Source organism: Croceicoccus marinus, assembly GCF_001661675.2.
Classification (GTDB): domain Bacteria; phylum Pseudomonadota; class Alphaproteobacteria; order Sphingomonadales; family Sphingomonadaceae; genus Croceicoccus; species Croceicoccus marinus.
In genome coordinates, this window is the sequence record NZ_CP019602.1 from 2,009,354 (window position 1) to 2,030,737 (window position 21,384).

The 21,384-nt window shown below is 67.0% G+C and carries 23 protein-coding genes and 1 tRNA gene; 11 read left to right on the plus strand and 13 right to left on the minus strand.

Going from position 1 to position 21,384, the window contains the following annotated elements; all coding sequences use genetic code 11:
• Positions 1-29 precede the first annotated feature (29 nt).
• From A9D14_RS09580 to A9D14_RS09595, 4 genes are all read right to left on the minus strand, one after another.
• Entirely contained in the window at positions 30-758 is a 729-nt protein-coding gene (locus A9D14_RS09580; protein ID WP_232468493.1) for an NAD(P)H-binding protein, read from the minus strand.
• A complete protein-coding gene (locus tag A9D14_RS09585) occupies positions 751-1,989 on the minus strand; it encodes a deoxyguanosinetriphosphate triphosphohydrolase (protein WP_066845723.1) in 1,239 nt (412 codons plus the stop codon). Before A9D14_RS09585 ends, A9D14_RS09580 begins: the two co-directional genes overlap by 8 nt.
• A gap of 97 nt (positions 1,990-2,086) precedes the next feature.
• Positions 2,087-2,794: an aspartate/glutamate racemase family protein gene (locus A9D14_RS09590; protein WP_066845725.1), complete on the minus strand. Its 708-nt coding sequence runs from the start codon at positions 2,792-2,794 to the stop codon at positions 2,087-2,089.
• Between the two features lie 160 nt (positions 2,795-2,954).
• Positions 2,955-3,077: an aa3-type cytochrome c oxidase subunit IV gene (locus tag A9D14_RS09595; protein ID WP_087910488.1), complete on the minus strand. Its 123-nt coding sequence runs from the start codon at positions 3,075-3,077 to the stop codon at positions 2,955-2,957.
• A gap of 398 nt (positions 3,078-3,475) precedes the next feature.
• Here A9D14_RS09595 and A9D14_RS09600 point away from each other — a divergent pair, with 398 nt between their 5' ends.
• Both A9D14_RS09600 and A9D14_RS09605 read left to right on the plus strand, forming a co-directional pair.
• Positions 3,476-4,888, plus strand: coding sequence for a sigma-54-dependent transcriptional regulator (locus A9D14_RS09600; protein WP_066845726.1), 1,413 nt, complete (start codon positions 3,476-3,478; stop codon positions 4,886-4,888).
• 83 nt (positions 4,889-4,971) lie between these two features.
• The gene (locus A9D14_RS09605) at positions 4,972-5,331 is read left to right on the plus strand and encodes an SDR family NAD(P)-dependent oxidoreductase (protein WP_066845727.1); all 360 of its coding nucleotides are present in this window, start codon (positions 4,972-4,974) and stop codon (positions 5,329-5,331) included.
• Here the strand turns inward: A9D14_RS09605 and folP are convergent.
• Together folP and A9D14_RS09615 are read right to left on the minus strand one after the other, a co-directional pair.
• Positions 5,326-6,447 carry a dihydropteroate synthase gene (gene folP / locus A9D14_RS09610; protein WP_066845729.1) on the minus strand — a complete coding sequence of 374 codons (1,122 nt, stop codon included), beginning with the start codon at positions 6,445-6,447 and terminating at the stop codon, positions 5,326-5,328. The genes A9D14_RS09605 and folP overlap by 6 nt on opposite strands.
• Before the next feature lie 18 nt (positions 6,448-6,465).
• Positions 6,466-7,545 carry a site-specific DNA-methyltransferase gene (locus A9D14_RS09615; RefSeq protein ID WP_232468919.1) on the minus strand — a complete coding sequence of 360 codons (1,080 nt, stop codon included), beginning with the start codon at positions 7,543-7,545 and terminating at the stop codon, positions 6,466-6,468.
• A 399-nt stretch (positions 7,546-7,944) separates the two neighbouring features.
• On the opposite strand from A9D14_RS09615, the gene A9D14_RS09620 reads away from it, so the two are divergent.
• Complete coding sequence (locus tag A9D14_RS09620; protein WP_066845731.1) at positions 7,945-8,640, plus strand: sulfotransferase family protein; 696 nt, start codon at positions 7,945-7,947, stop codon at positions 8,638-8,640.
• A 3-nt stretch (positions 8,641-8,643) separates the two neighbouring features.
• On the opposite strand, the gene A9D14_RS09625 is transcribed toward A9D14_RS09620, so the two are convergent.
• Positions 8,644-9,567 carry an oxidoreductase gene (locus A9D14_RS09625; RefSeq protein WP_066845733.1) on the minus strand — a complete coding sequence of 308 codons (924 nt, stop codon included), beginning with the start codon at positions 9,565-9,567 and terminating at the stop codon, positions 8,644-8,646.
• Complete coding sequence (locus tag A9D14_RS19820) at positions 9,564-10,145, minus strand: ribonuclease HII (protein WP_232468921.1); 582 nt, start codon at positions 10,143-10,145, stop codon at positions 9,564-9,566. Before A9D14_RS19820 ends, A9D14_RS09625 begins: the two co-directional genes overlap by 4 nt.
• 54 nt (positions 10,146-10,199) lie before the next feature.
• Here A9D14_RS19820 and A9D14_RS09630 point away from each other — a divergent pair, with 54 nt between their 5' ends.
• From A9D14_RS09630 to A9D14_RS09660, 7 genes are all read left to right on the plus strand, one after another.
• Positions 10,200-11,366: a PQQ-dependent sugar dehydrogenase gene (locus A9D14_RS09630; RefSeq protein ID WP_066845737.1), complete on the plus strand. Its 1,167-nt coding sequence runs from the start codon at positions 10,200-10,202 to the stop codon at positions 11,364-11,366.
• A gap of 149 nt (positions 11,367-11,515) precedes the next feature.
• Complete coding sequence (locus A9D14_RS09635; RefSeq protein WP_066848820.1) at positions 11,516-12,031, plus strand: GNAT family N-acetyltransferase; 516 nt, start codon at positions 11,516-11,518, stop codon at positions 12,029-12,031.
• Positions 12,032-12,058: 27 nt separating this feature from the next.
• Positions 12,059-12,619 carry a DUF1285 domain-containing protein gene (locus A9D14_RS09640; RefSeq protein WP_066845739.1) on the plus strand — a complete coding sequence of 187 codons (561 nt, stop codon included), beginning with the start codon at positions 12,059-12,061 and terminating at the stop codon, positions 12,617-12,619.
• A complete protein-coding gene (locus A9D14_RS09645) occupies positions 12,616-13,245 on the plus strand; it encodes a CoA pyrophosphatase (RefSeq protein WP_066845741.1) in 630 nt (209 codons plus the stop codon). The genes A9D14_RS09640 and A9D14_RS09645 overlap by 4 nt, the downstream gene beginning before the upstream one ends.
• The gene (locus tag A9D14_RS09650; RefSeq protein WP_066845742.1) at positions 13,242-14,429 is read left to right on the plus strand and encodes a CCA tRNA nucleotidyltransferase; all 1,188 of its coding nucleotides are present in this window, start codon (positions 13,242-13,244) and stop codon (positions 14,427-14,429) included. The genes A9D14_RS09645 and A9D14_RS09650 overlap by 4 nt, the downstream gene beginning before the upstream one ends.
• Before the next feature lie 83 nt (positions 14,430-14,512).
• The gene (locus A9D14_RS09655) at positions 14,513-15,178 is read left to right on the plus strand and encodes a retropepsin-like aspartic protease family protein (RefSeq protein WP_066845743.1); all 666 of its coding nucleotides are present in this window, start codon (positions 14,513-14,515) and stop codon (positions 15,176-15,178) included.
• 279 nt (positions 15,179-15,457) lie between these two features.
• A complete protein-coding gene (locus A9D14_RS09660) occupies positions 15,458-16,885 on the plus strand; it encodes a DEAD/DEAH box helicase (RefSeq protein ID WP_066845745.1) in 1,428 nt (475 codons plus the stop codon).
• Positions 16,886-16,967: 82 nt separating this feature from the next.
• Here A9D14_RS09660 and A9D14_RS09665 read toward each other — a convergent pair whose 3' ends face one another.
• The 5 genes from A9D14_RS09665 to A9D14_RS09685 form a co-directional block, all read right to left on the minus strand.
• Positions 16,968-18,548 carry a phospholipase D-like domain-containing protein gene (locus A9D14_RS09665; protein WP_066845747.1) on the minus strand — a complete coding sequence of 527 codons (1,581 nt, stop codon included), beginning with the start codon at positions 18,546-18,548 and terminating at the stop codon, positions 16,968-16,970.
• A gap of 38 nt (positions 18,549-18,586) precedes the next feature.
• A complete protein-coding gene (locus A9D14_RS09670; protein ID WP_066845750.1) occupies positions 18,587-19,072 on the minus strand; it encodes a hemerythrin domain-containing protein in 486 nt (161 codons plus the stop codon).
• A 105-nt stretch (positions 19,073-19,177) separates the two neighbouring features.
• Positions 19,178-19,417, minus strand: coding sequence for a DUF3147 family protein (locus A9D14_RS09675; RefSeq protein ID WP_463054464.1), 240 nt, complete (start codon positions 19,415-19,417; stop codon positions 19,178-19,180).
• A 113-nt stretch (positions 19,418-19,530) separates the two neighbouring features.
• Positions 19,531-20,298: a molybdopterin-binding protein gene (locus A9D14_RS09680; RefSeq protein WP_066845752.1), complete on the minus strand. Its 768-nt coding sequence runs from the start codon at positions 20,296-20,298 to the stop codon at positions 19,531-19,533.
• Positions 20,288-21,037 (minus strand): cytochrome b/b6 domain-containing protein, encoded by a 750-nt coding sequence (locus A9D14_RS09685; RefSeq protein ID WP_415877332.1) that lies wholly within the window; start codon positions 21,035-21,037, stop codon positions 20,288-20,290. Before A9D14_RS09685 ends, A9D14_RS09680 begins: the two co-directional genes overlap by 11 nt.
• A 163-nt stretch (positions 21,038-21,200) precedes the next feature.
• Between A9D14_RS09685 and A9D14_RS09690 the strand changes: the two genes are divergently transcribed.
• A tRNA-Arg gene (locus A9D14_RS09690) sits at positions 21,201-21,277 on the plus strand.
• Positions 21,278-21,384 lie beyond the last annotated feature (107 nt).

A 21,384-nucleotide genomic window follows, 5' to 3' on the forward strand; every position in this document is an offset into this window, starting at 1 on the left:
CTGCTGCATTTAGCCGGGCAAAGCGCGTGTTATTCGCCCGCCAGCGCCGGCTTTTTGACTGAGCCGCGCAGCTGCGCGGCACGGATCGCGTCATTGTCGTGCACGAAACGGCCATCGGCGCGCATCTGCGCCATCGCCAGGATCGCATCGGCGACCACGCCCGCCGGGATCGAGCGGTACTGCCGCAGCGATCCATTCATCAGCAGGTCGGTCACCGGCGACAGCATGGCGGCCAGCCGCTCCTTGCCGCGCGGATCTTCCTCGCGCCTGCCCTTCAGCAGGCCGGGGCGCAGCATGTCGACGCGGGCGAAGGGCAGCTTCTTGATCGCCTGCTCCATCTCGCCCTTGGTCCGCAGGTACAGGTTCCTGGAAAACCGGTCCGCCCCCACTGACGACATGCCGATGAACTGCCGCACCCGCGCCTGCGACGCGCCCTCGGCGCAGCGCAGCACTAGCTGAAGGTCGACCGCCTGGAACGCCGCCTCGTCGCGGCCTGCCTTGCGAAAGGTGGTGCCCAGCGCGCAGGCCAGCACGTCGGGTGCCAGCTGCGCGATCACCTGCCCCCAATCCTCGGGATCGGCGATGATCATCTCCATGCGCGCACCGCCCGGCAGCGGCACTTCGCGCCGGGCGATGGCGGTCAGGCGGATGTCGGGACGCTGGCCGCTGCGCGCCATGATCCGGCGCCCCACCAGGCCGGTCGCGCCGACCAGCACCATGTGGACCGCACCGCCCCCCATGCCGCCGCGTTCAGACATTGCTGAGCTCTTCGGGCGCGTGCCCAAAGATCTCCGCATGGGCGCGGATCGCATAGCGGTCGGTCATGCCCGCGATGAAATCGGCGATGTGGCGGCTGCGCTGCGGCTCGCCCTCGGGCAGCGCCGTGCGCCAGTCTTCGGGCATCAGCGAGGGATCGTCCGCATAGGCCGCGAACAGCCCCGCGATCAGCGCGTCGGCCAGCTCGGCGGTGCGCTTTTGCGCGGGGTGGTAATAGAGCTTCTCGTACATGAAGCCCTTCAGCGCCCGCTCCGCCTCGGCCACGCCGAGCGAGAAGCCCGCCAGCTGCATTCCCGCTTCGCGCACGTCCTGCGCAGTCTCGACCCCGGCCTGCGCGATGCGGCCCCTCGTCTCGGCGATCACGTCGGTCACCATCCAGCCAATCTGCGAACGGATCAGCTCGCGCTGCAGCCGGTCCTTCGCGACGCCGGGAAACTTGCGATTGATGGCGTCCCACTGGTCCGCGACGAAGGGCATCGACAGGATCTGGTCGAGCGAGAGGAAACCGGCGCGGATCCCGTCCTCGATATCGTGATTGTCATAGGCGATGTCGTCGGCCAGCGCCGCCACCTGCGCCTCGAGGCTGGGCCAGCCCGCCAGGTCCAGCGGGAACGCCCGGTCCAGTTCGCGCAGCGCCCACGGCATCGGCTTGTCGCCCGTCACCGGTCCGTTGTGCTTGGCCAGCCCCTCCAGCGTCTCCCACGACAGGTTGAGCCCTTCATGGGTGCAGTACGGGCTTTCCAGCCGCATCAGCACGCGCAGGGTATGGGCGTTGTGGTCGAACCCGCCATGGTCCGACCCGCCATCTGCGGAAAGGGCGCGCTGCAGCGCCCGCTCGCCCGCATGGCCGAACGGGCCGTGGCCGATGTCGTGGGCCAGGCACAATGCCTCGGTCAGATCCTCGTCCAGGCCCAGCGCGCGGGCGATCACCCGGCCGACCTGCGCGACTTCCAGGCTGTGGGTCAGCCGCGTGCGGTAATGGTCGCCATAGGGCGCGACGAACACCTGCGCCTTGTGCTTCAGCCGGCGAAACGCGATCGAATGGATGATGCGGTCGCGGTCGCGCTGGTATGCGCTGCGCGGGCCGCGCACCCCGCCCTCGACCTCGCCGAACTCGCGCCCGCGCGTACGCGCCGGATCGGCGGCATAGCGGGCGCGCGGATTGCCCGCAGGCACGGTGTCGGCTTCGGCCGGTGCAAGAACGTCGTCCATCGCTAGACCCGATGGCAGATCGCGGCGATCACGCAAACGGGATCAAAACCGGAACGCGCGCGCAAATCACCGCAAACCGGCGAAAAAGCGCCGGCTTTCAGCCCTGGGCCGCATCCTCGCCGATGATCCAGTCCGCCGCCGCAGCCGCATGGATATGCCCGGAATCGAAGATTGGCAGCACGTTGGCGCCTGTGTCGATCAGCAGGTCCAGCTCGGTACAGGCCATCACCACGGCCTCGGCCCCGGCCTTTTCCAGATTGGTGATCATGGTGCGCAGCTCGCGCTCGCTGTCACGGCGCACCTTGCCGTGCATCAGCTCGTCATAGATGATGGTGTCCAGCGTCTCGACGATGTCCATGTTGGGGGGCAGCAGTTCGATATCCTCGACCACCAGCCGCTCGCGATAGAAATCCTCCATCATCACGTTGCGCGTGCCTAGCAGGGCGGCGCGCTTGATGCCCTTTTCGGTCATGCGGGCGGCGACGCAATCGGCGATGTGGATGACCGGAATGCCGATCGCCTCTGCCACGCGGTCATAGACCGCATGCATCGAATTGGCCGCGATCACCAGCGCCCCCGCGCCCGCGTTTTCCAGCCGGCGGGCCGAATCGATCAGCACCTGCGCGGCATGGTCCCACTGATCGGATCCGTGGGTGCGGTACAGGCGCGAGAAATCGATGCTTTCTATCAGCAAAGGCGCGCTGGCCGTGGGGCTGACGCGGCGCTGGATGATCTGGTTGATGTCTTCGTAATAGGCTCGGGTCGAAACCCAGCTCATGCCCCCGATCAGGCCGAGTTTTCGCAACAGTCGCAGCCCCCTGAATAATGATCGTCCCGCACCATGCCTACGCAAAAAGGCCCCGCATGCCAACCGGCAGCGTGGCCCATTCGCCGCGGTGTGACGGATGATATCCCCGGAAACTGGCCCGGCCCTGCGGGCGGGCCGCAGCGGCCGGGGCGGCGGATCAGGCGATGATCAGCACCACGACGGCCGCCAGGATGGCGACGACGATCGAACCCCATTTGAACCATGCGATGAAATTCGCATAGGTCGACCGCGCCTTTTCGATGGGTTCGTGTTTTGCCATGGCCCTGCAGTTCCTTTTGAATATGTGCCAGTTCGAATCCTGGCCAGTTCGAATCTTGGCCGGTTCGAATTTTAGCCAGTCACCATGCCCGGCCCCTTATGGCTGCGGGCCGCATGATGGCCACCGCCTCTAATGCGCCTCGCCGCGCGCGACAAGACGCCTTGGACAGCTCGCTTGCGCGGGCGAACGGCGGATGCGCCGGGCCCGATTGCATCTTCCGCGCGGTCGCGGCAAACCCGGTGCCGCCGGTCCGGAACCCGAAGCGCGGGATGCGCGTTGAGCACCTACCGCACTGCTGCCGACCTGTCCCTAAACAGGATAAACAGCTTATTCATTATATCCCGTTACAGCCGTCAGGGGGCGGCAACGGGTTTCCGTCTCCCGATACGGGGCAAGCAATGGTGGATGACGAACCGCGCCTGATGCTTCTGGTGGCAGACGATGCCAGCCAGATCAGGCAGATCAACGCTTTGGCAGGCCGTGCCGGCTGGCGCATGCGCACCGTCCCTGACGGAGAGACGGCGCTGCGCATGCTGGACGATACCAGCGACGAAAAACCCCAGGCGCTGATGCTGGACAGCTGGATCGCGGGCGACGAATCGTGCCGCCTGATCGGGCGCTTCCGCGCCGCTGCCCCCGAAATGCCGCTGTTGTTCCTGACAGGCAGCACCTCCCCGCTGCTGGCGGTAGAGGCGATGCGCGCGGGCGCGACCGATTATCTGATGAAGCCGATCGCATCCGAACGGCTGATCTATGCGCTGGAAAGCAGCGTGCAGCACGCGCTTGCCAGCGACGAGCTTGCGCCCCTGACCGAAAAGATCGAGGCGACTCTCGATTTCGACCTGATGATCGGCTCATCGCCCAATTTCCGCACCGCGCTGGCCCGCGCGGCCAAGACGGCGCGCGGCCATTCGCCGCTGCTGATCGCGGGCGAGCCGGGCACGGGCAAGGAACTGCTGTCGCGCGCGATCCATTCGGCCAGCCCGCGCTCGCGCGGTCCGCTCAGGATACTGCACACCACGGGCATGGCGCCCGCCGCGATCGAATCGGCTCTATACGGCCATGAACGCGGCGCTTTTCCCGGCGCGTTCGAACAGCGCACCGGCGCGTTGCAGGACGCCGACGGCGGATCGCTGATGATCGACGATCTGGAACGCCTGCCGCCCGCGCTGCAGCACCGGCTGGCCGACACGATCATGACCGGCATCGCCAAGCCGCTGGGCGCGGCGCACAGCTTCCGCGTCGACGTCCGCATCCTGGCGACTGCGGGGCACGACGCGCATACGCTGGCGCAGCAGGGGGTGATCGAACCCGTGCTGGCCGAATCGTTCAACAGCAATTCCATTTCCCTACCCGCGCTGCGCGACCGGCAGGTCGACGTCGCCCCGCTGACGCGCCATTTCCTCAAGCTGATCGGCGAGCAGCCGGGCCTGCGCCATCTGGGTATCACCGACGACGCGCTCGCCCTGCTGGAAGGCTATGGCTGGCCGGGCAATCTGCGCCAGCTTCAGGCGGTGCTGTTCCGCGCCGTGGTATTCTGCGACCGCGACGCGCTGACCGAGGCGGATTTCCCCCAGCTGGCCAATATCGTGGGCGAGATCGGGCCGCGCACCGCCGCCGCGGCGGGCGGGGTGACATTGTTCGGCCCCGACGGCCACCTGCGCTCTCTGGAAGAGATCGAGGCCGATGTCATCCGCCTGGCCATCGGCCATTACCGCGGCCGGATGAGCGAGGTCGCCCGCCGGCTCGGCATCGGGCGCTCGACATTGTATCGCAAGCTGTCCGACCTAGGTATCGATAACGCGGCCTGAAGGCCGCTCGGGGCATCGATAACGCGGCCTGAAGGCCGCTTGGGGCATCGACAACGCCGCCTGATCGCGCCACGCTGCCGCGCATGGCAGCAGATTTGGACTTTTCGAACCGCAACGCGCTGGTCACCGGCGCGGCATCGGGCATCGGCGCGGCCACCGCGCACTGGCTGGACCGGCACGGCATCGCGCGGCTGGTGCTGGTCGACCGCAACGCCGACGGGCTGGCCGCCCTGACCCTCGGCTGTCAGGTCGAGCTTCTGCCGGGCGACGTATCCGACCCCGATTTCTGGAGCGGTTTCGGAGGTCGGCCCGCCTTTGATCTCCTCGTCGTCAATGCGGGCATCCCCGATGCCGTGGCCGCTGGCTTCGTCATGGCGAAAGGCCGGCGCCGCCCCCCTCGGCCCATTCCGCTATCCGGCTTACCGCATCGCGCGCGCTCATGAAGGTAGTTGCGAGAAATCCGTCAGCGCAGCGTCGCGCAATCCCCGCCATACATGCATCGCCTGCACCGTCTCCGCCGCATCGTGGGCGCGAATCATCTGCGCGCCCGCATCCATCGCCCGCATGGCGACCGCCAGCGATCCGCCCAGCCGCCTGTCCGCGGGTGCCTCGTTCGACAGCGCGCCGATGAAGCGCTTACGACTTGCCGCGAACAGCAGCGGCTGGCCCAGCGCATGGAACAGCGGCAAAGCCTCGATCAAAGCGAGGTTTTCCGCCAATGCCTTGCCGAACCCGATACCGGGGTCGAGCACGATCCTGCCGCGCTCGATCCCAGCCGCCAGCGCCGCATCGCGCCGGGCGCGCAGATGGTCGAACACGTCGAATACCACGTGATCGTATTTCGCGTCGGCATGCAGGTCCGCGCCCTTTCCGGGCGCATGCATCAGCACCACCGCCGCGCCTGCCTCGGCCACGATTTCGGCGCCGCGCGGATCGTGGCGCAGCGCTGATACGTCGTTGATCATCGTCGCGCCCGCGGCCAGCGCCTCGCGCATTGTCGCGCCGTTGCGCGTGTCGACCGACACCGCCGCCCCGCCGCGCGCCAGCCTTTCGACCACCGGCACGACGCGCGCGATCTCGTCGCCTTCCCACACGGCCGCCGCGCCGGGACGCGTGCTTTCGCCGCCCACGTCGATGATCGCCGCGCCCGCTTCCAGCATGTCGACGCCGTGGCCGACCGCGGCTGCCACATCGTCATGCGCTCCGCCGTCCGAAAAGCTGTCGGGGGTGACATTCAGGATGCCCATGATTTGCGGCTGGTCCAGCCGGATCGTCCGCTCGCCCAGCTGCAGCGGCGGATGCGCCGTGCGCAGGCTGGCATATTGCTCCTCGCCATCGGCAGCCAGATCATCGGGCAGCGACGCCAGCACCGGCGCGATTTCCGACGGGCGCAGCACCTGCCGCCGCGTCACCCGCGCGCCTTCCCTAACGATCAGCGCGATCTGCGAGACATAGCACATCGTGCCCGCCAGCCGGATCACGTCGGGCGGATCCCTGCCCTCGTCGAACGCCTGCGGAGAAGGCGCGAAGCCCAGCGGCAATAGGTAGAGCTTGCTCATGCGCCGCTGGCTAACGGATCAGTCTTCGGTGGCCAACAGGTAAAGCTGCCGCGCATCGTCGAGCGGCTGCAGCCCCTTCTCGCCCTCCATGTGCCAGAAGGTCCAGCCATTGCACGAGGGCGCGCCCTGCAGCGATGCGCCGAGGCCATGGATCGACCCGCTTTCCTTGCCCGACACGAGCGACCCGTCGGCGCGCACGGTGGCGCTGAAGCGGCGCTTCTTGTCGGTGACGGTGCTGCCCGCGGGCACATAGCCTGCCTCCACCAAAGCGCCGAATGCCACGCGCGGGGCGGAGCGCTTCGACTGCATCACCTTCAGCGCGCTCTCGTCCAGCGGCAGCGCGCTTTCGATGCGTTCCAGCGCGGCCTCGCGGTAATTGCCCTCGCGCTCGCAGCCGATCCACTGGCGGCCGAGCCGCTTGGCGACCGCGCCGGTGGTGCCGGTGCCAAAGAACGGGTCCAGCACGACATCGCCCGGATTGGTCGTCGCCAGCATCACCCGGTACAGCAAAGCCTCTGGCTTTTGCGTCGGGTGAACCTTGGTGCCGCCCTTCTTCAGCCGCTCCTGCCCGCCGCAGATCGGCAGCACCCAGTCGCTGCGCATCTGAAGCTCGTCGTTCAGCGTCTTCATCGCGCGGTAGTTGAACGTATATTTCGCCTTCTCGCCCATCGACGCCCAGATCAGCGTTTCATGCGCATTGGTGAAGCGCGTGCCCTTGAAATTGGGCATCGGGTTCGACTTGCGCCACACTACATCGTTCAGGATCCAGAAGCCTGCGTCCTGCATCGCCGTGCCGACGCGGAAGATATTGTGATAGCTGCCGATCACCCAGATCGAACCGTTCGGCTTCAGGATGCGCCGTGCCTCGCCCAGCCATCGCTGCGTGAAATCGTCATAGGTCGCAAAGCTGGCGAACTTGTCCCAGTCGTCGTCCACCGCATCGACGCGGCTGCCATCGGGCCGGTCGAGGTCGCCGCCCAGCTGCAGGTTATAGGGCGGATCGGCGAAAATCATGTCGATCGTGCCCGATGGGATGCTGCGCATCGCCTCTACGCAATCGCCGTCCAGGATCTGCCCCAGCGGCAGCTCCACGCTCATCTGGCGCGGCTGCTCTCGCGGCTGGATCAGCGTGGTGCGCTGCACCGTGCGGGTCTTCAAAATCGTTGCCATGCCGTCCCTTACGGGGCCTTCTTCAAGGCCCGCCCCCTGTGGATAAGTCCCCTTAGTGAATCCACACGGACTCGCCGTCAAGCGCGGATCGGCCAGCCGAATCCGCTTCGCGCCGCCCGGTGAGTCCGTGCCGCAACAGCCGAAACAGCGCCCGGCGCAACATGTTGAGTCCCCCTCGCACGGCCGGACTCATCATCTTGGGGCTGTGTCCCCGCGGACTCGCCGCCTGCCAAAACCGAAATCTGGCGCAAGTGGATTGCGGACGCCCGCCGCCGCGCGCATGTTCGGCCAGCGTCAGGGTCGCGACCTGATACGGGGGATGAACCCATGGCACTCGAAGTGATCGGCGCCGGGCTGGGCCGCAACGCGACCTTCACGCTGAAATTCGCGCCGGAGAGACTGGGCTTCGGCCCCTGCTTCCACATGGCGGAACTGTTCGCCGACACGCGCCGCCGCCTGCCGCTGTGGCTGGACGTGATCGACGGCAGGCCAGACTGGGATGCGGTGTTCGAAGGCTTCCGGTCGGTCACCGACTATCCGGCCTGCACCTACTGGCGCGAACTGTCCGAACATTTCCCCGATGCCAGGATCGTCCTCACCACCCGCGATCCCGACAGCTGGTTCGATTCGGTAAGCGAAACGATCTTCAGCCCGCGCATGCAGGCAGGCTTTGCCGGAACCCCGGTGGAAAGGATGATGCAGGGCGCGATCTTCGATGCCTTTGCGGCGGGCTCCATGCAGGATCGCGCCTTCATGACCGACTGGTATCGCCGCCGCAACGAAGAGGTGATCGCCAGCCTGCCGCCCGAACGGCTGCTGGTGTTCCATCCCAAGGAAGGCTGGGAACCCCTGTGCGCCTTTCTGGATGTGCCGGTGCCCGATGGTCCCTTCCCCCGCGTCAACAGCCGGGACGAGCTGGGCACGGCCAATGACGAGGCAGGCGGTCTGCCCGCCGATTTGCAGGAACTGGAACAATGGGGGCAAGCCTATATCGACGCCATGCGCGCCAAGGCCATGGCCTGACGTCTAGGCTGGCGGCAGCTCCGGATCGACGCCGGTCATCCGGACCGACAAATCCCACAACCGCCCCGCCAGCTGCGGATCGCGTGACGCCGCGCTGCGCCATGCCGGACCCGACGGGCCGCGCGCCTCGAACAAGCCGCGCGATCCGACATATTCGCCGCCCTCCAGCGCTGGATCGCAGGCCGCTTGCAGCGCGGGCCACGCGCCCTGCCTTGAAGTGTTGAGCACCAGCCCCGCCAGCGGCGTGAAGAAACGGCGCAGCGGGATATGCCGGGTCAGTTCGCTTTGCGCGACGCCGGGGTGGCATGCGATCGCCTTCACCCGGCTGTCTTGCGCCCGCAGCCGCCGGTCCAGCTCCGCCGCGAACAGCAGATTGGCCAGCTTCGACTGCTGATAGAAAGGCATGCGCGCATAGCCCCGCGATCCATCCAGATTGGCAAAGTCGATCCGGCCCTTCTTGTGCGCGATGCTGGCGGTCACGACCACCCGCGCCTCGCCGTGATCGGCGGCGGTCTTATCCAGCAGCGGCAGCATCAGCGCGGTCAGCGCGAACGTGCCGAGGTGGTTGACCCCGAACTGCATCTCGAACCCGTCCTTCGTATAGGACAGCGGCGGCACCATCACGCCCGCATTGTTGATCAGCGCATCGATGCGCGGTTCCGCAGCCGCCAGCGCCGCGGCCTTGCGCACCGACGCCAGATCGGCCTGGTCCAGCGGCATGAACGCCAGATCGGCGGCGGGATGGCCGCGCCGGATCCGGTCCATCGCCGCTCGGGCGCGCTCCTCGCTGCGGCAGGCCATCACCACCCTCGCATGTTTCGCGGCCAGCGCCTGCGCGATGGCGAATCCGATCCCGGCATTCGCGCCGGTCACGACGAAGCACTTGCCCGACTGATCGGTCAGGTCGGCACCGGTAAACTCGTTCACAGCCGCATCTCCATCTGCGCGACGGGGGCGAAACTGCGGCGGTGCAATGGGGTAGGACCATATGTGCGCAGCGCCTCCAGGTGCTCCGGCGTGCCGTATCCCGCGTTGCGGTCCCAGCCGTAATGCGGATGCCGCGCCGCCGCCTCGCGCATCATTCGGTCGCGGTGTTCCTTGGCGATGATCGATGCGGCCGAGATGCAGGGCTCCTTCGCGTCGCCCTTGACGATGGCGCGCGCGGGCCAGCGCCATTCGGGGCGGCGGCCCGCGGGCGTCAGATTGCCGTCCACCAGCACCTCCAGCGGGTCGCAGCCGATCCGGGCGCATACCGCTTCAACCGCCAGCGTCATCGCCAGCATGGTCGCGCCGAAGATGTTGAGCCGGTCGATCTCCTCGACCTCCACCACCCCTACGCCCCAGGCGCAGCGGCGCTTGATCGTGCCTTCCAGCTCGGCGCGTTTTTCGCGGCTCAGCACCTTGGAATCGGCCAGCCCTGCAGGTCGCGGCTTGCACAGCAGCACGGCAGCGGCCACAACCGGCCCCGCCAGGGGCCCGCGGCCCGCTTCGTCCACCCCGACAATCACGGGCGGACCGCCAAAGCGTACCGCGCCCCGCAGCAGGAAACATCACGAACCATGGAGCTTATATCAGTGCGTCTTGCCAGCATCGCCCTTGTTTCGCTTGCCTTCGCGCCGCTTGCAAGCTGCCAGGAGGCCGCCACCCCCGCCGCCGGTGGACAGGCCGGGGATAATCCCGCCAGCGTCGATTTCGCGCGCGAGGACATGGGCACCTTCGACGAGCCATGGGCCATGGCGTTCGAACCCGGCACCGGCACATTGTTCGTCACCGAAAAGGCCGGCACGCTCAAGTTCCGCAAGGCCGACGGCACGGTGGGCACCGTCAGCAATGTGCCCGAGGTGGATTACGGCGGCCAGGGCGGGCTGGGCGACATCGTGTTCGCGCCCGACTATGCCAGCAGCCACGCGGTCTATCTCAGCTTTGTCGAGGCGGGGCCCGGCGACACCCGCGGCGCGGCGGTGACGCGCGCGACGCTGCAATGCGACCAGCCCGACAGCTGCACGCTGCGCGACCCCCGCGTGATCTGGCGTCAGGACGAGAAGGTGACCGGCAGCGGCCATTTCTCGCACCGCATCGCCTTTTCGCCCGACGGCGACTTCCTGTTCATCGCATCGGGCGACCGGCAGAAGATGCAGCCCGCGCAGGACCTGTCGAACAATCTGGGCACCATCGTCCGCCTGCTGCCCGACGGCAGCCCCGCGCCGGGCAACCCCTTCACGGCCGAGGCGAACGCCAACGAGGAAATCTGGTCCTATGGCCACCGCAACATCCTTGGCCTCGCCTTCGACGCGCGCGGGCAGCTGTGGGATCTGGAACACGGGCCGCAGGGCGGGGACGAGCTGAACCTGGTGGAGCGCGGCGCGAACTATGGCTGGCCCAACGTGTCGAACGGCATCCATTACGACAACGCGCCGATCCCCGACCATGCGCCGGGCGATCCCTATGTCGCGCCGGTCGAATGGTGGGACCCGGTGATCGCGCCGGGCGGCATGATCTTCTATTCGGGCGCCCTGTTCCCCGCATGGCAGAACAATGCGCTGATCGCCGGCCTGGTCAGCCAGGGCCTGGTGCTGGTGAAGATGGATGGCACCGCCGCCACCGAAACCGCCCGCTACGATTTCGGCGAACGCCTGCGCGCCGTAGCCGAAGCGCCCGACGGTTCGGTCTGGGTGGCCGAGGACGGGCCGGAGGCGACCATCTGGCGCCTGACCCCCGGTAGCTGAACCTACCCCCGGCAGCTGAACCCTGCCCGCCATCCAGGCGGCCAGCCATGGTGACAGGGCAGAATATCATCGACAGCGCCGCGCGGGGTTCCTATTCGCGCGGCGCTTTCGTTTCCGCCCGTTACGTCCTGCCAGAGTCGCCATTCCCCATGCCCACCATCATCCCGCTAGACCAGGTCGACCCCGCCATGGTCGAGGAACTGCTCGACCGCGCGTTCGGGCCCGACCGCCACGGACGCACCGCATACAGCGTGCGCGATGGGACCGAGCCGCTGGGCGCGCTGTCCTTTGCCGCGCTGGACGACGACGACTGGCTGGCGGGATCGATCCAGTGCTGGCCCGTCGCGCTGACCGATCCGTCGGGCCGACCGCACCCGATGATCATGATCGGCCCGGTCGCGGTCGTGCCCGAACTGCAGAACGCCGGCTATGGCAAGGCGCTGATGCTGGCGAGCATCGCCGCGCTGCAGGCGGGCGGCGCCGTGCCGCTGCCGCAGGTGCTGATCGGGGACGCCGATTACTATGGCCGCTTCTTCGGTTTCGTGGCCGAGCCGACGCAGGGCTGGAGCCTGCCCGGCCCCTATGACCCGGCCCGGCTGCTGGTGCGGTGCGAAAACCTGTCCGTATTGCCTCAGCTCGGCGCGCTGGGGCCTTGGCGCGGCTGACCCGATCTGGCATCGCCTGTCGCTGCGATGCCTTATGAGATACCCCCCGATCTGGCAGGCCTCGGCCTTGCCGAGATAGCCGAAGCGGTCGCCGCCCGCCGCCTGCCCCCCGTGGACGAATGGCAGCCCGATGCCACCGCCGACAGCGGCATGGAAATCCGCGCCGATGGCCGCTGGTTTCACGAAGGAAGCGAGATACGCCGCCCCGGCATGGTGCGCGCCTTCTCCTCGCTGCTGCGCAGGGACGAGGACGGCTTCTGGCTGGTCCTGCCCTATCAGAAGCAGAGCATCGCGGTTGCCGACGCGCCCTTCGTCGCGGTGGATGTCAAGCAGGACGAGGAGGATGGCGCGCCCGTGCTGACCTTCCGCCTCAATACCGACGAATTCGTCACCGCCGATGCCGAACACCCCATCACTGCGCGCGGCGATGCCGACACGCCCGCGCTCTATGTGCGGGTGCGCGGTGGGCTCGACGCACGGCTAGACCGCTCCACCTATGCCCAGCTGGCCGAGATCGCGATCGCCCGCGATCCCGATACGCTTGCCGTCGAAAGCCGCGGCGCCGCCTTCCCGCTGGTGCCGCGTTGAGCGAACTGCACGACCGCCTCGCCTCGCTCTACCGCGCAGGCCATCGCCGCACGGTCACGGGGCTGCGCGACGACGCCGAATGGCTGCCCGAGGGGGAACGTGCGCGCCGCGCCGCCGTGCTGGTCGCGATCACCGACCGCCCGCTGCCCGCAAACGAACCCGCCAGCCCCGGCCCCGGCATCCTCTTCATCCAGCGCCCCACCCGCATGCGCCGCCATCCGGGCCAGGTCGCCTTCCCCGGCGGCGGCATCGACCCCGGCGAAACCCCGATCCAGGCCGCTTTGCGCGAGGCGGAGGAGGAGATCGCCCTGCCCCCCACCCGCGTGAAGATCATCGGCGAAAGCGACCGCTATCGCACCGGCAGCGGCTTCGACATCTCGCCCGTGCTGGCGATCGTCCCGCCCGACCTGCCGCTGAACGCCAACCCGGCCGAGGTCGACAGCTGGTTCGAGGCGCCGCTCTCCTTCCTGCTCGATACCGGCAATGTCCGCGTGGGCACGGGCGAGCTGAACGGCAGGAAGCGCCGCTTCCTGGAAATGCAGTACCAGAACTACCGCATCTGGGGCGTCACCGCGGCGATCCTGTATAATCTGCGCCGCCGCCTGCTGCGGGGGCCGCAGCTATGAGCGAGACCGTGATGCCCGCCGCCGATTGGGCCGAGCGCGACGACCTGCCCGCGCTGGTCGCTGCGCTGGGGGCCGACGATTGCCGCTATGTCGGCGGCTGCGTGCGCGACGCGCTGCTGGGCGTGCCCGCCAGCGACGTCGACATCGCCACCCGCCACCGGCCCGAAACTACGCAGAATTTGCTGAAACAGGCCGGCATCCGCAGCGTGCCCACCGGCATCGACCATGGCACAATCACCGCGATCCTGCCCCGCGGCCCGGTCGAGATCACGACCCTGCGCAAGGATGTCGATACCGACGGCCGCCACGCCATTGTCGCCTTCGCCAATGAATGGTTCGACGATGCCGCGCGCCGCGACTTCACGATCAACGCGCTCTACGCCCACCCGGAAACCTTGCGAATTTCGGATTATTTCGGCGGGCTCGATGATCTAGAGGCGCGCGTGGTGCGCTTCATCGGCGATGCCGAGACCCGCATCCGCGAGGATCATCTGCGGATCCTGCGCTATTTCCGCTTCCAGGCGCGCTTCGGATCGAAAGTGGACGACAAGGCCGAGACCGCCTGCCGCGACCTCGCCTCCACGCTCAAGGGCCTGTCGCGCGAACGCGTCGCTGGCGAACTGCTGGCGATCCTTGCCCTGCCCGATCCCGCCGCCAGCTTCGAACGCATGGCGCAGCTGGGCGTGCTGCCCGTGATCCTGCCCGAGGTGGACGACGAAGGCATCGCTACCCTCGCCGCGCTGCAACAGGCCGAGAGCCGCGAACACTTGCCCCCCGATCCCATCCGCCGGCTGGCCGCACTGCTGCCGCCCGATGCCGAACAGGCCCGGCAGGTTGCATCGCGCCTGCGGCTGTCGAACGCGCAGAAGAAGCGCATCGGCCTTGCCGCCGACCGGCAGACGCATGACGGGGACGATCCCCGCTCGCTCGCCTATCGCCTGGGCATCGAAACCGCGCGGGATCGCCTGCTGCTGCTGGGCGAAGGCATTGGCCCGATCACCGGCTGGACCGTTCCCCGGCTGCCCGTATCGGGCGGCGACATCATGCGCGCCGGCATCGGCCAGGGCCCGCTGATCGCCCGCACGCTCCACGCCATCGAAGGGCGCTGGATCGCCGAGGGCTTTCCCGACGCGGAACGCACCCGCGCCATACTCGTAGAGGAAGTCGGGAAGGCGCGCATGTAGCGGCGTCTTACGTTTCATCCAGGCCGGTCATGCGGGCGAAAGCCTGCCCGTGCTAACTCCATTGCATGCTATCTGGGCGACACATGGACCTCGAACGCCTTTCCCAGCTTCCCTATGGCGAGCTTTTCGCCAGCAACCCGCTTCTGATGGGGGCGCTGATCGCGCTCGGCATCTCGATCGTGGGCGGCGCGATCATCCGCACCATGCCGCGCATCGGCTCGCTGATGCGGGGCCTTGGCAGTTTCGGCCTGGCCGTGGTGCTGGTGCTGACCATTATCGATGTCGCGCGCCTGTCGGGCGGCAGCGATTTCGCGCGCAGCCTGTCGGTCGCCGAACTGGGCATGCCCGAACAGGTGGTCGAGGGGGGCGAGACGCAGGTCCCGCTGTCGCGCGACGGACATTACTGGCTGGAAGGCACGGTCAACGGCCATCCCGAACGTTTCCTGATCGACACCGGCGCCTCGCTCACCGCGATCTCGCCCGACACCGCCGAACGCGGGCGGGTAGAGGCGAATCCGATGCGCGGCACCATCGCGCTGCAGACCGCGAACGGCGCCTCGCCGGGCCGCGTCGCCACCATGCAGGAACTGCGCGCGGGCAATATCCTGGCCCGCGACCTCGACGTGGTGATCGCGCCGGGGCTGAACGGCATCAACGTGCTGGGCATGAATTTCCTGTCCCGCCTGCAGGGCTGGCGGGTGGAGAACGGCACGCTGATCCTGGTGCCGCACAACCCGCAGCCAGCCTGATCCGCGCCTGTTATCGCTTGCCAAATTGCTGCGTGTGCGAATTTCATTGCGCAATATGCAAATGATCCCTATCTAGCCGCTTGTGACAGTGTCGGACGAACCGGCACCTTCGTATGCCCGCGTGAGCCGCGCCGACCTTAAACGGCGAATTCTGGCCCCGCATGCGAACCGTGGATCAAACCGCGGGTGCACACCGCAGCTTCCCGATCACGCTAAGGGTCGCCGTAAGGCCCCGCACGTCCGCAAAAGGCGGATCCGTGCCCATGTGAGTATAGATATTTGTCCTATTTTTCGGATCTCGGCCTCGCCGAGCCCATTACACGCGCTCTGACCTCCAAGGGTTATGACGAGCCGACCCCGATCCAGCGGCAGGCGATCCCCGCCCTGATGGAAGGGCGCGACCTGCTGGGCATCGCCCAGACCGGCACCGGCAAGACCGCTGCCTTCGCGCTCCCCTCGATCCACCGCCTCGTCGAAAACGAAAAGCGTCCGCAGGCGGCCTCGTGCCGTATGCTGGTGCTGTCGCCGACGCGCGAATTGGCGGCGCAGATCGCCGACAACATGCGCTTCTATGCCAAGAACACGCGGCTGCAGGTGCAGTGCATCTTCGGCGGCGTTCCCGCCGGCAAGCAGGCGAAGAAGCTGGTCGCTGGCACCGACATCCTCGTCGCCACGCCCGGCCGCCTGCTCGACCTGATCGACCAGCGCGCGCTGACCCTGCGCGATGTCGAGATTTTCGTGCTGGACGAAGCCGACCAGATGATGGACCTTGGCTTCATCAAGCCGCTGACCCGCGTTGCCGCCCTGCTTCCGCAGGACCGGCAGAGCCTGTTCTTCTCGGCCACCATGCCCGATGCGATCGCCAGCCTCGGCAAGCGCTTCATCAAGGACCCGGTGAAGGTCGAGGTCGCCCCGCAGTCGACCACCGCCGAGCGGGTCGAGCAATTCGCGATCCACATCGACCAGAGCGAGAAGCAGTCGCTCCTCACCCTCTCGCTGCTGAAAGGCATTGAGAGCGGCGAGATCGACCGCACCCTCGTCTTCACGCGCACCAAGCACGGCGCCGACCGCGTCGTTCGCCATTTGGCCGCGGCGGGCATCAATGCCGCCGCGATCCACGGCAACAAGACGCAGGCACAGCGCACCCGCGCACTCGACGGCTTTCGCGACGGCAAGGTGCCGGTGCTGGTCGCCACCGACATCGCGGCGCGCGGCATCGACGTTTCGGGCGTTTCGCACGTCTTCAACTTCGAAATCCCGAACGTGCCCGAACAATATGTCCACCGCATCGGCCGCACCGCGCGTGCGGGTGCGGACGGCATGGCGATCAGCTTCGTCGCGCCCGATGAAAAGCCGTATATGCGCGACATCGAGCTTCTGACGAAGAACAAGCCCGCGATCCTGCCGATCCCGGAAAACTTCGTTGCCAATGCGGCGAAGCTGCCCAAGCCCACCCGCGCGCCGGCCGGTGCCGAACGCAACCCCGACGCACGCGGCGGACGCGGGCGCGGCGGCGGCGGCGGCGGCGGCGGACGCGGTCGCAGCGGCGGCGGCGGATCCAAGCAGTTCGAGGATCGCCAGCAGCGCAAGTCGGCCGAGAACCGCGGCGACGGCCTTCCGCGCGACGACATGGGCCGCAAGCGCCGCTTCCGACCCAAGGGCGCGAATGGCGTGGGCGCACACAAGGGCGCGGTTAAGGCCCGCTAAGGCCAGGCCGGACTAAGAAAAAGGGGCGGGAAGGCAGATGCTTTCCCGCCCCTTTTCATGTCCGGCTTCGGCTGGGGAGTTTTCAGCTGGGCCGGTGCAGCTTGCGGAACAGCGCGGCGCGCTTGCTCTTCGCGCCGACGATCGGCTCGAAGAAATCGCCCGGATCCTCGGGGTCCAGCCATTCCTCGTCCGCCATGCGCTTTTCCAGCTCGTTCAGCTCGCGCGCGGGCAGCGGCTTCAGCCTGCGTCCCGGCTGCGGATGCTGCGCGATCATCGCATGCATCGATCCATAACGCTCCAGCAGGCCTGCGATCTCGCCGGGCTCGGCGCCGATATGCTCGGCCAGCAGCGAGTGGCGGATCGCCCGTATCTGCTCTCCGCAGCCCGCATTGGCCGGGCGGGTCGCATCGATCAGCAGGTCGCATTCGCTGTCCAGCCCAAGCGAACGGTTGTTCATGTTGGCCGAGCCCACCTTCATCATCTCGTCATCGACGATGGTCAGCTTGGCATGGACATAGATCGGCCTGTCGCCGGCGGTATGCGGCACATAGATGCGGAACCGCTGGTGCGTATCGACCGCCTTGATCGTCTCCACCAGCCGCGCACGCGCAGTATCCATCGCCTCCTGCTCCAGCCAGCCATCGGCGAACAGCGGGTTCACCAGCACGATCTCGGGCGGATTCGGTTCGGCCACGCGCTCCGCAATCACCTCGGCGATCTTGCGCGACGCGAAATACTGGTTCTCGGCATAGATGAAGCGCTTCGCCTTGCGGATCATGTCGAGGAACAGCGTCTCGATCTCGGCAATCTCGCCATTGCCGTTCCACTTGGCGCGGGTGCGCGCGATGCCGATCTCGATGTCGGTGAACTGCGGCTCCAGCCCGTCGGGCCACGGGCTTTCGGGCTGGTGAGGCAGCTGGCCGATGGCCTCGCCCCCGGCGATGCGCCAGCGATTGCGCCCCAACTCGTCCAGCGCGCCCGCGACCTCGCCCTCCACCAGCATGGTCAGGTCGTGCCACGGCATGTATCGCCGCCCGCCCGGCGCACGGCGCAGCCGCTCGCCGTCGCCATGTTCGCGGGTGTCCCAGCGGTCGGCGGTCATGTCGATCCCCCCGCACACGGCGAAGCGGTCGTCGATCACCACGATCTTCTGGTGATGGCTGCACCCCATCGGATGCGCCGAATCCAGCTTCAGCTCGATCTGCCTGTTTTTGTACCAGCGCCACAGGTCCAGGATCATCGAGCCGCGGAAGAACATCTTGAACGCGGCGAAATTCCATTTCAGCACCCGGATCTTCAGATCGGGGTTCTGCCTGGTCAGCCACACGATGAACGCGCCCAGCCTTCGCGGCGGGTGGCGGCGCTTGAAGATGTTCAACCAGCCCCGCCCGCGCCCCAGCGCGATGCGCGTGTCGAAATCCCAGCCGATCAGCATGATCCGCCGGCGGGCCTTCATCATCGCTTCCTGGATCAGCAGGAAATAATCCGCGGCATCGACGACCAGCGTCGCGCGGGTGCAATGCTCATAGCGCCAGACCCCGCGCGCCTCGCTTTCGGAGTCGGCAGGGCCTGGTTCGTCTTCCGCGGGCCACAGCGATCCCGGTTCTGCCTCGCCATCGGGCGAGAGCGGCCGTGGCCGCCTTTCTTCATCAACGCTCGTCAATCCCACCTCCGGCGGTAGATGCGGAAAAAAGCGGGTGCTTACTCCTTTGCATCCTCCATGGCGACAGGCGTCACCTCGGCTTCCTCGCATTCCTCGGCCTTGCGGCGGTCGAACACCTCGCGCATGTGCTCCTTGTCCGCATCGGTCAGATATTGCTCATAATCGGGGAAGTTCTCTTCCTCTTCCTCGTCGATGTGGTGGGTATAGCGGTGCTCAAGCTTGTCGAACTTGGTCTTCCAGGCGCTGCTCGACATGTCGGTCGCGGCCAGATCGTTGAGCATTTCCTCGATCTCGTGATGCTCGGCGACCGAATGGCGCGTCTCGTCATTGGTCGGCGGCTTGCGCAGCATCGTGGAATACAGCGCCATTTCCTCGGCGGCGGCATGGCTCTTCACCTCCTTGGTGAAGCGTTCCAGCAAATCGCGCCGCTCGTCGCTGTCGCCCTCGGTCTTGCTCATCTGCTTGAGCAGTTCACGGTGCTTATCGTGGTCCTCGATCAGTCGGGCGAATATCTTGTCTGCCATGGGGCGGCTCCTGTTGATGGGTGTTTGTCCGATCAACAGGCGAAGGCACGCTGGGGTTCCACAAGCTTCCCATGGGGGCAGAAACGATCATGCCGGCCCGAACCGCTAAAGCCGCATGCCGAAGCGGGCCCTCGTCCAGGTCATCGCGCCATACACTACGATGGTCAGGGCGCAGCCCGCCGCCAGCGATCCCCCGAAACCGAACCCCTGCCGCAGCAGCAGCGGGATCACCAGGAACATCGGCAGCGACGGCAGCACGAACCGGAAAATCGCCCCGGCATGGGCGGCCATGTTGGCGGGGTCCGGCCTGTCCTTCCACAGGCACATCATGCCCAGCCCTGACACCAGTGGCAGCGAGGCGATCTACGCGCCGAAACCCGGATAGCGCTTGGCGACTTCGGAAATGATCGCGATCAGTTCGGGATAAGGGATGCCCGCGCCCCCCGTCACCCCCGTCCCTAGATCCCCGCATACCATTCGTATGCGCCGCGATCCTCCCAATAGCCGCCCTGCCCTCCGTTGATCGGTGCCAGCGAATCGACGATCTCGATCCCCTCGACATATTTGGCGTGCTTGTATCCCAGCTGCCGCTCCACCCGCAGCCGCAGCGGCGCGCCATGCGGGATCGGCAGCAGCCCATCGTTCATCGCCCACGCCAGGATCGTCTGCGGATGGAACGCGTCGATCAGGTCGATCGATTCGTAATAGGGGATGCCGTTGTACAGGTCGGCGCAGCGGAACACCGCATAGCGCGCATTGGTCTTCAGCCCCACCGCCTGCAGCAGCAGCGACAATTGCGGCCCGTGCCACTTGCCGATGGCGCTCCACCCCTCGACGCAGTCGTGGCGGGTGATCTGGGTGCGCGCGGGCATGGCGCGGATCTGGTCCAGCGACAGCACCATAGGCCTTTCGACCAGCCCGGTGATCGGCAGGGTCCAGTCGGCAAAGCCGTTCGCCGCCATCGCATTATAGCTGGGCGTATCGGGATCGCGCGTGCCGTTGGAGCGGAAGATCGGCGACATGTCGCTCTCGTCGAATTCGCGGGCCAGCGCATTCCGGTCCATGATCGTGCGCTGCAGCGCCTTGTTCGCGGTCTCTCCGCTGAACAAGATGGCGCGGCCGACATCGCTCTGCTGGAAAGCGTCGCAGCCGGTCAGCGCCGCGCCCGCCAGACCGCCGATTATTGCGCGCCGGGTCAGGCGGATATTGGTGGGATCAGCGCTCATGCGGAACTCTCCAGCGGCCGGTGATCATCGACCTGATTTCGTTCACCGGCCCCGCCAGCACCACCAGCAGGACGTGGACGACGATGAAGGCCATCACCAGCCAGCAGGCGATGAAATGGATCGAGCGCGCCGATTGCCGCCCGCCGAACAGGTCGAGCAGCCAGGGCCACGCCGCATCCATCGCGGGCGACAGGGTCAGCCCCGTCAGTATCAGCAGGGGCAGCGCCACGAAGATCACGCCCACATAGGACAGCTTCTGCAGGATATTATAGGCCGTGGGCCGGTCGGGATCGTGGAAGCGCAGCCGCAGATGCGCCTTTGCGTCCGACCACAGATGCGCCGGGCGCACTTCGGCCAGGCGAATTCGCAGATCGCGCGCGATATGGCCATTGATCGCGCTCCAGATCATGAACACCAGCAGGTTGAACGCGAACAGCAGCGCAAAGGTCAGGTGCCAGCGCCGCGCCATCGCCAGATTATAGTCGCTGGGAATGGTGATCCACCCCGGAAAGCGCGGCGGATCGAGCCATGACGGATCGTAATTCGCGCCGTATTCCCCCCAGTAGAGATGCGGATGCGCGTTCGAGATCATCAGCCCGCTGCCGATCGTCACGAACACCGCCAGCACGTTGATCCAGTGCCACAGCCGCGTCGGCACGCGGTGGCGATACACCGCCCTTCCCGATGCCAAATCCGCTTCGGCGGGCGCGCTGCCACTTTCCAGGCTGGCCTCGGCCAAGCTGCTTCTCCTTCGCTGGATCGTCCCTGCCATGCGCCAGCCTAGCCGCGCCCTTCCCTTTCGTCACGGTGGTCGCGCGGGCTTTTTTCGCCGCGGTGAAAAATTCGGCCACGCGGGGGGTTGCCAAGGTCCCGGCCCCGCCGTATTGGGCCCCCTCCACGGCGCGCCCGTAGCTCAGCTGGATAGAGTACCTGACTACGAATCAGGGGGCCGGAGGTTCGAATCCTTCCGGGCGCACCAATAAAACACCCGGCTCCTCGCATGAGGGGCCGGGTGTTTTGTTTTGGGGCCAAGCAGGATCCCGGCGGTTCGAATAGGGCCAAGGCGAGGCCGGGCCCATCCTTCCG

What these genes read in the sequence shown, in the direction of transcription:
- A9D14_RS09580 (WP_232468493.1), bottom strand. Translation starts at nt 758, where the DNA reads ATGTCTGAACGCGGCGGCATGGGGGGCGGTGCGGTCCACATGGTGCTG.
- A9D14_RS09585 (WP_066845723.1), bottom strand. Translation starts at nt 1,989, where the DNA reads ATGGACGACGTTCTTGCACCGGCCGAAGCCGACACCGTGCCTGCGGGC.
- A9D14_RS09595 (WP_087910488.1), bottom strand. Translation starts at nt 3,077, where the DNA reads ATGGCAAAACACGAACCCATCGAAAAGGCGCGGTCGACCTATGCGAAT.
- A9D14_RS09600 (WP_066845726.1), top strand. Translation starts at nt 3,476, where the DNA reads ATGGTGGATGACGAACCGCGCCTGATGCTTCTGGTGGCAGACGATGCC.
- A9D14_RS09605 (WP_066845727.1), top strand. Translation starts at nt 4,972, where the DNA reads ATGGCAGCAGATTTGGACTTTTCGAACCGCAACGCGCTGGTCACCGGC.
- folP (WP_066845729.1), bottom strand. Translation starts at nt 6,447, where the DNA reads ATGAGCAAGCTCTACCTATTGCCGCTGGGCTTCGCGCCTTCTCCGCAG.
- A9D14_RS09615 (WP_232468919.1), bottom strand. Translation starts at nt 7,545, where the DNA reads ATGAGCGTGGAGCTGCCGCTGGGGCAGATCCTGGACGGCGATTGCGTA.
- A9D14_RS09620 (WP_066845731.1), top strand. Translation starts at nt 7,945, where the DNA reads ATGGCACTCGAAGTGATCGGCGCCGGGCTGGGCCGCAACGCGACCTTC.
- A9D14_RS09630 (WP_066845737.1), top strand. Translation starts at nt 10,200, where the DNA reads ATGGAGCTTATATCAGTGCGTCTTGCCAGCATCGCCCTTGTTTCGCTT.
- A9D14_RS09635 (WP_066848820.1), top strand. Translation starts at nt 11,516, where the DNA reads ATGCCCACCATCATCCCGCTAGACCAGGTCGACCCCGCCATGGTCGAG.
- A9D14_RS09640 (WP_066845739.1), top strand. Translation starts at nt 12,059, where the DNA reads ATGCCTTATGAGATACCCCCCGATCTGGCAGGCCTCGGCCTTGCCGAG.
- A9D14_RS09650 (WP_066845742.1), top strand. Translation starts at nt 13,242, where the DNA reads ATGAGCGAGACCGTGATGCCCGCCGCCGATTGGGCCGAGCGCGACGAC.
- A9D14_RS09655 (WP_066845743.1), top strand. Translation starts at nt 14,513, where the DNA reads ATGGACCTCGAACGCCTTTCCCAGCTTCCCTATGGCGAGCTTTTCGCC.
- A9D14_RS09670 (WP_066845750.1), bottom strand. Translation starts at nt 19,072, where the DNA reads ATGGCAGACAAGATATTCGCCCGACTGATCGAGGACCACGATAAGCAC.
- A9D14_RS09680 (WP_066845752.1), bottom strand. Translation starts at nt 20,298, where the DNA reads ATGAGCGCTGATCCCACCAATATCCGCCTGACCCGGCGCGCAATAATC.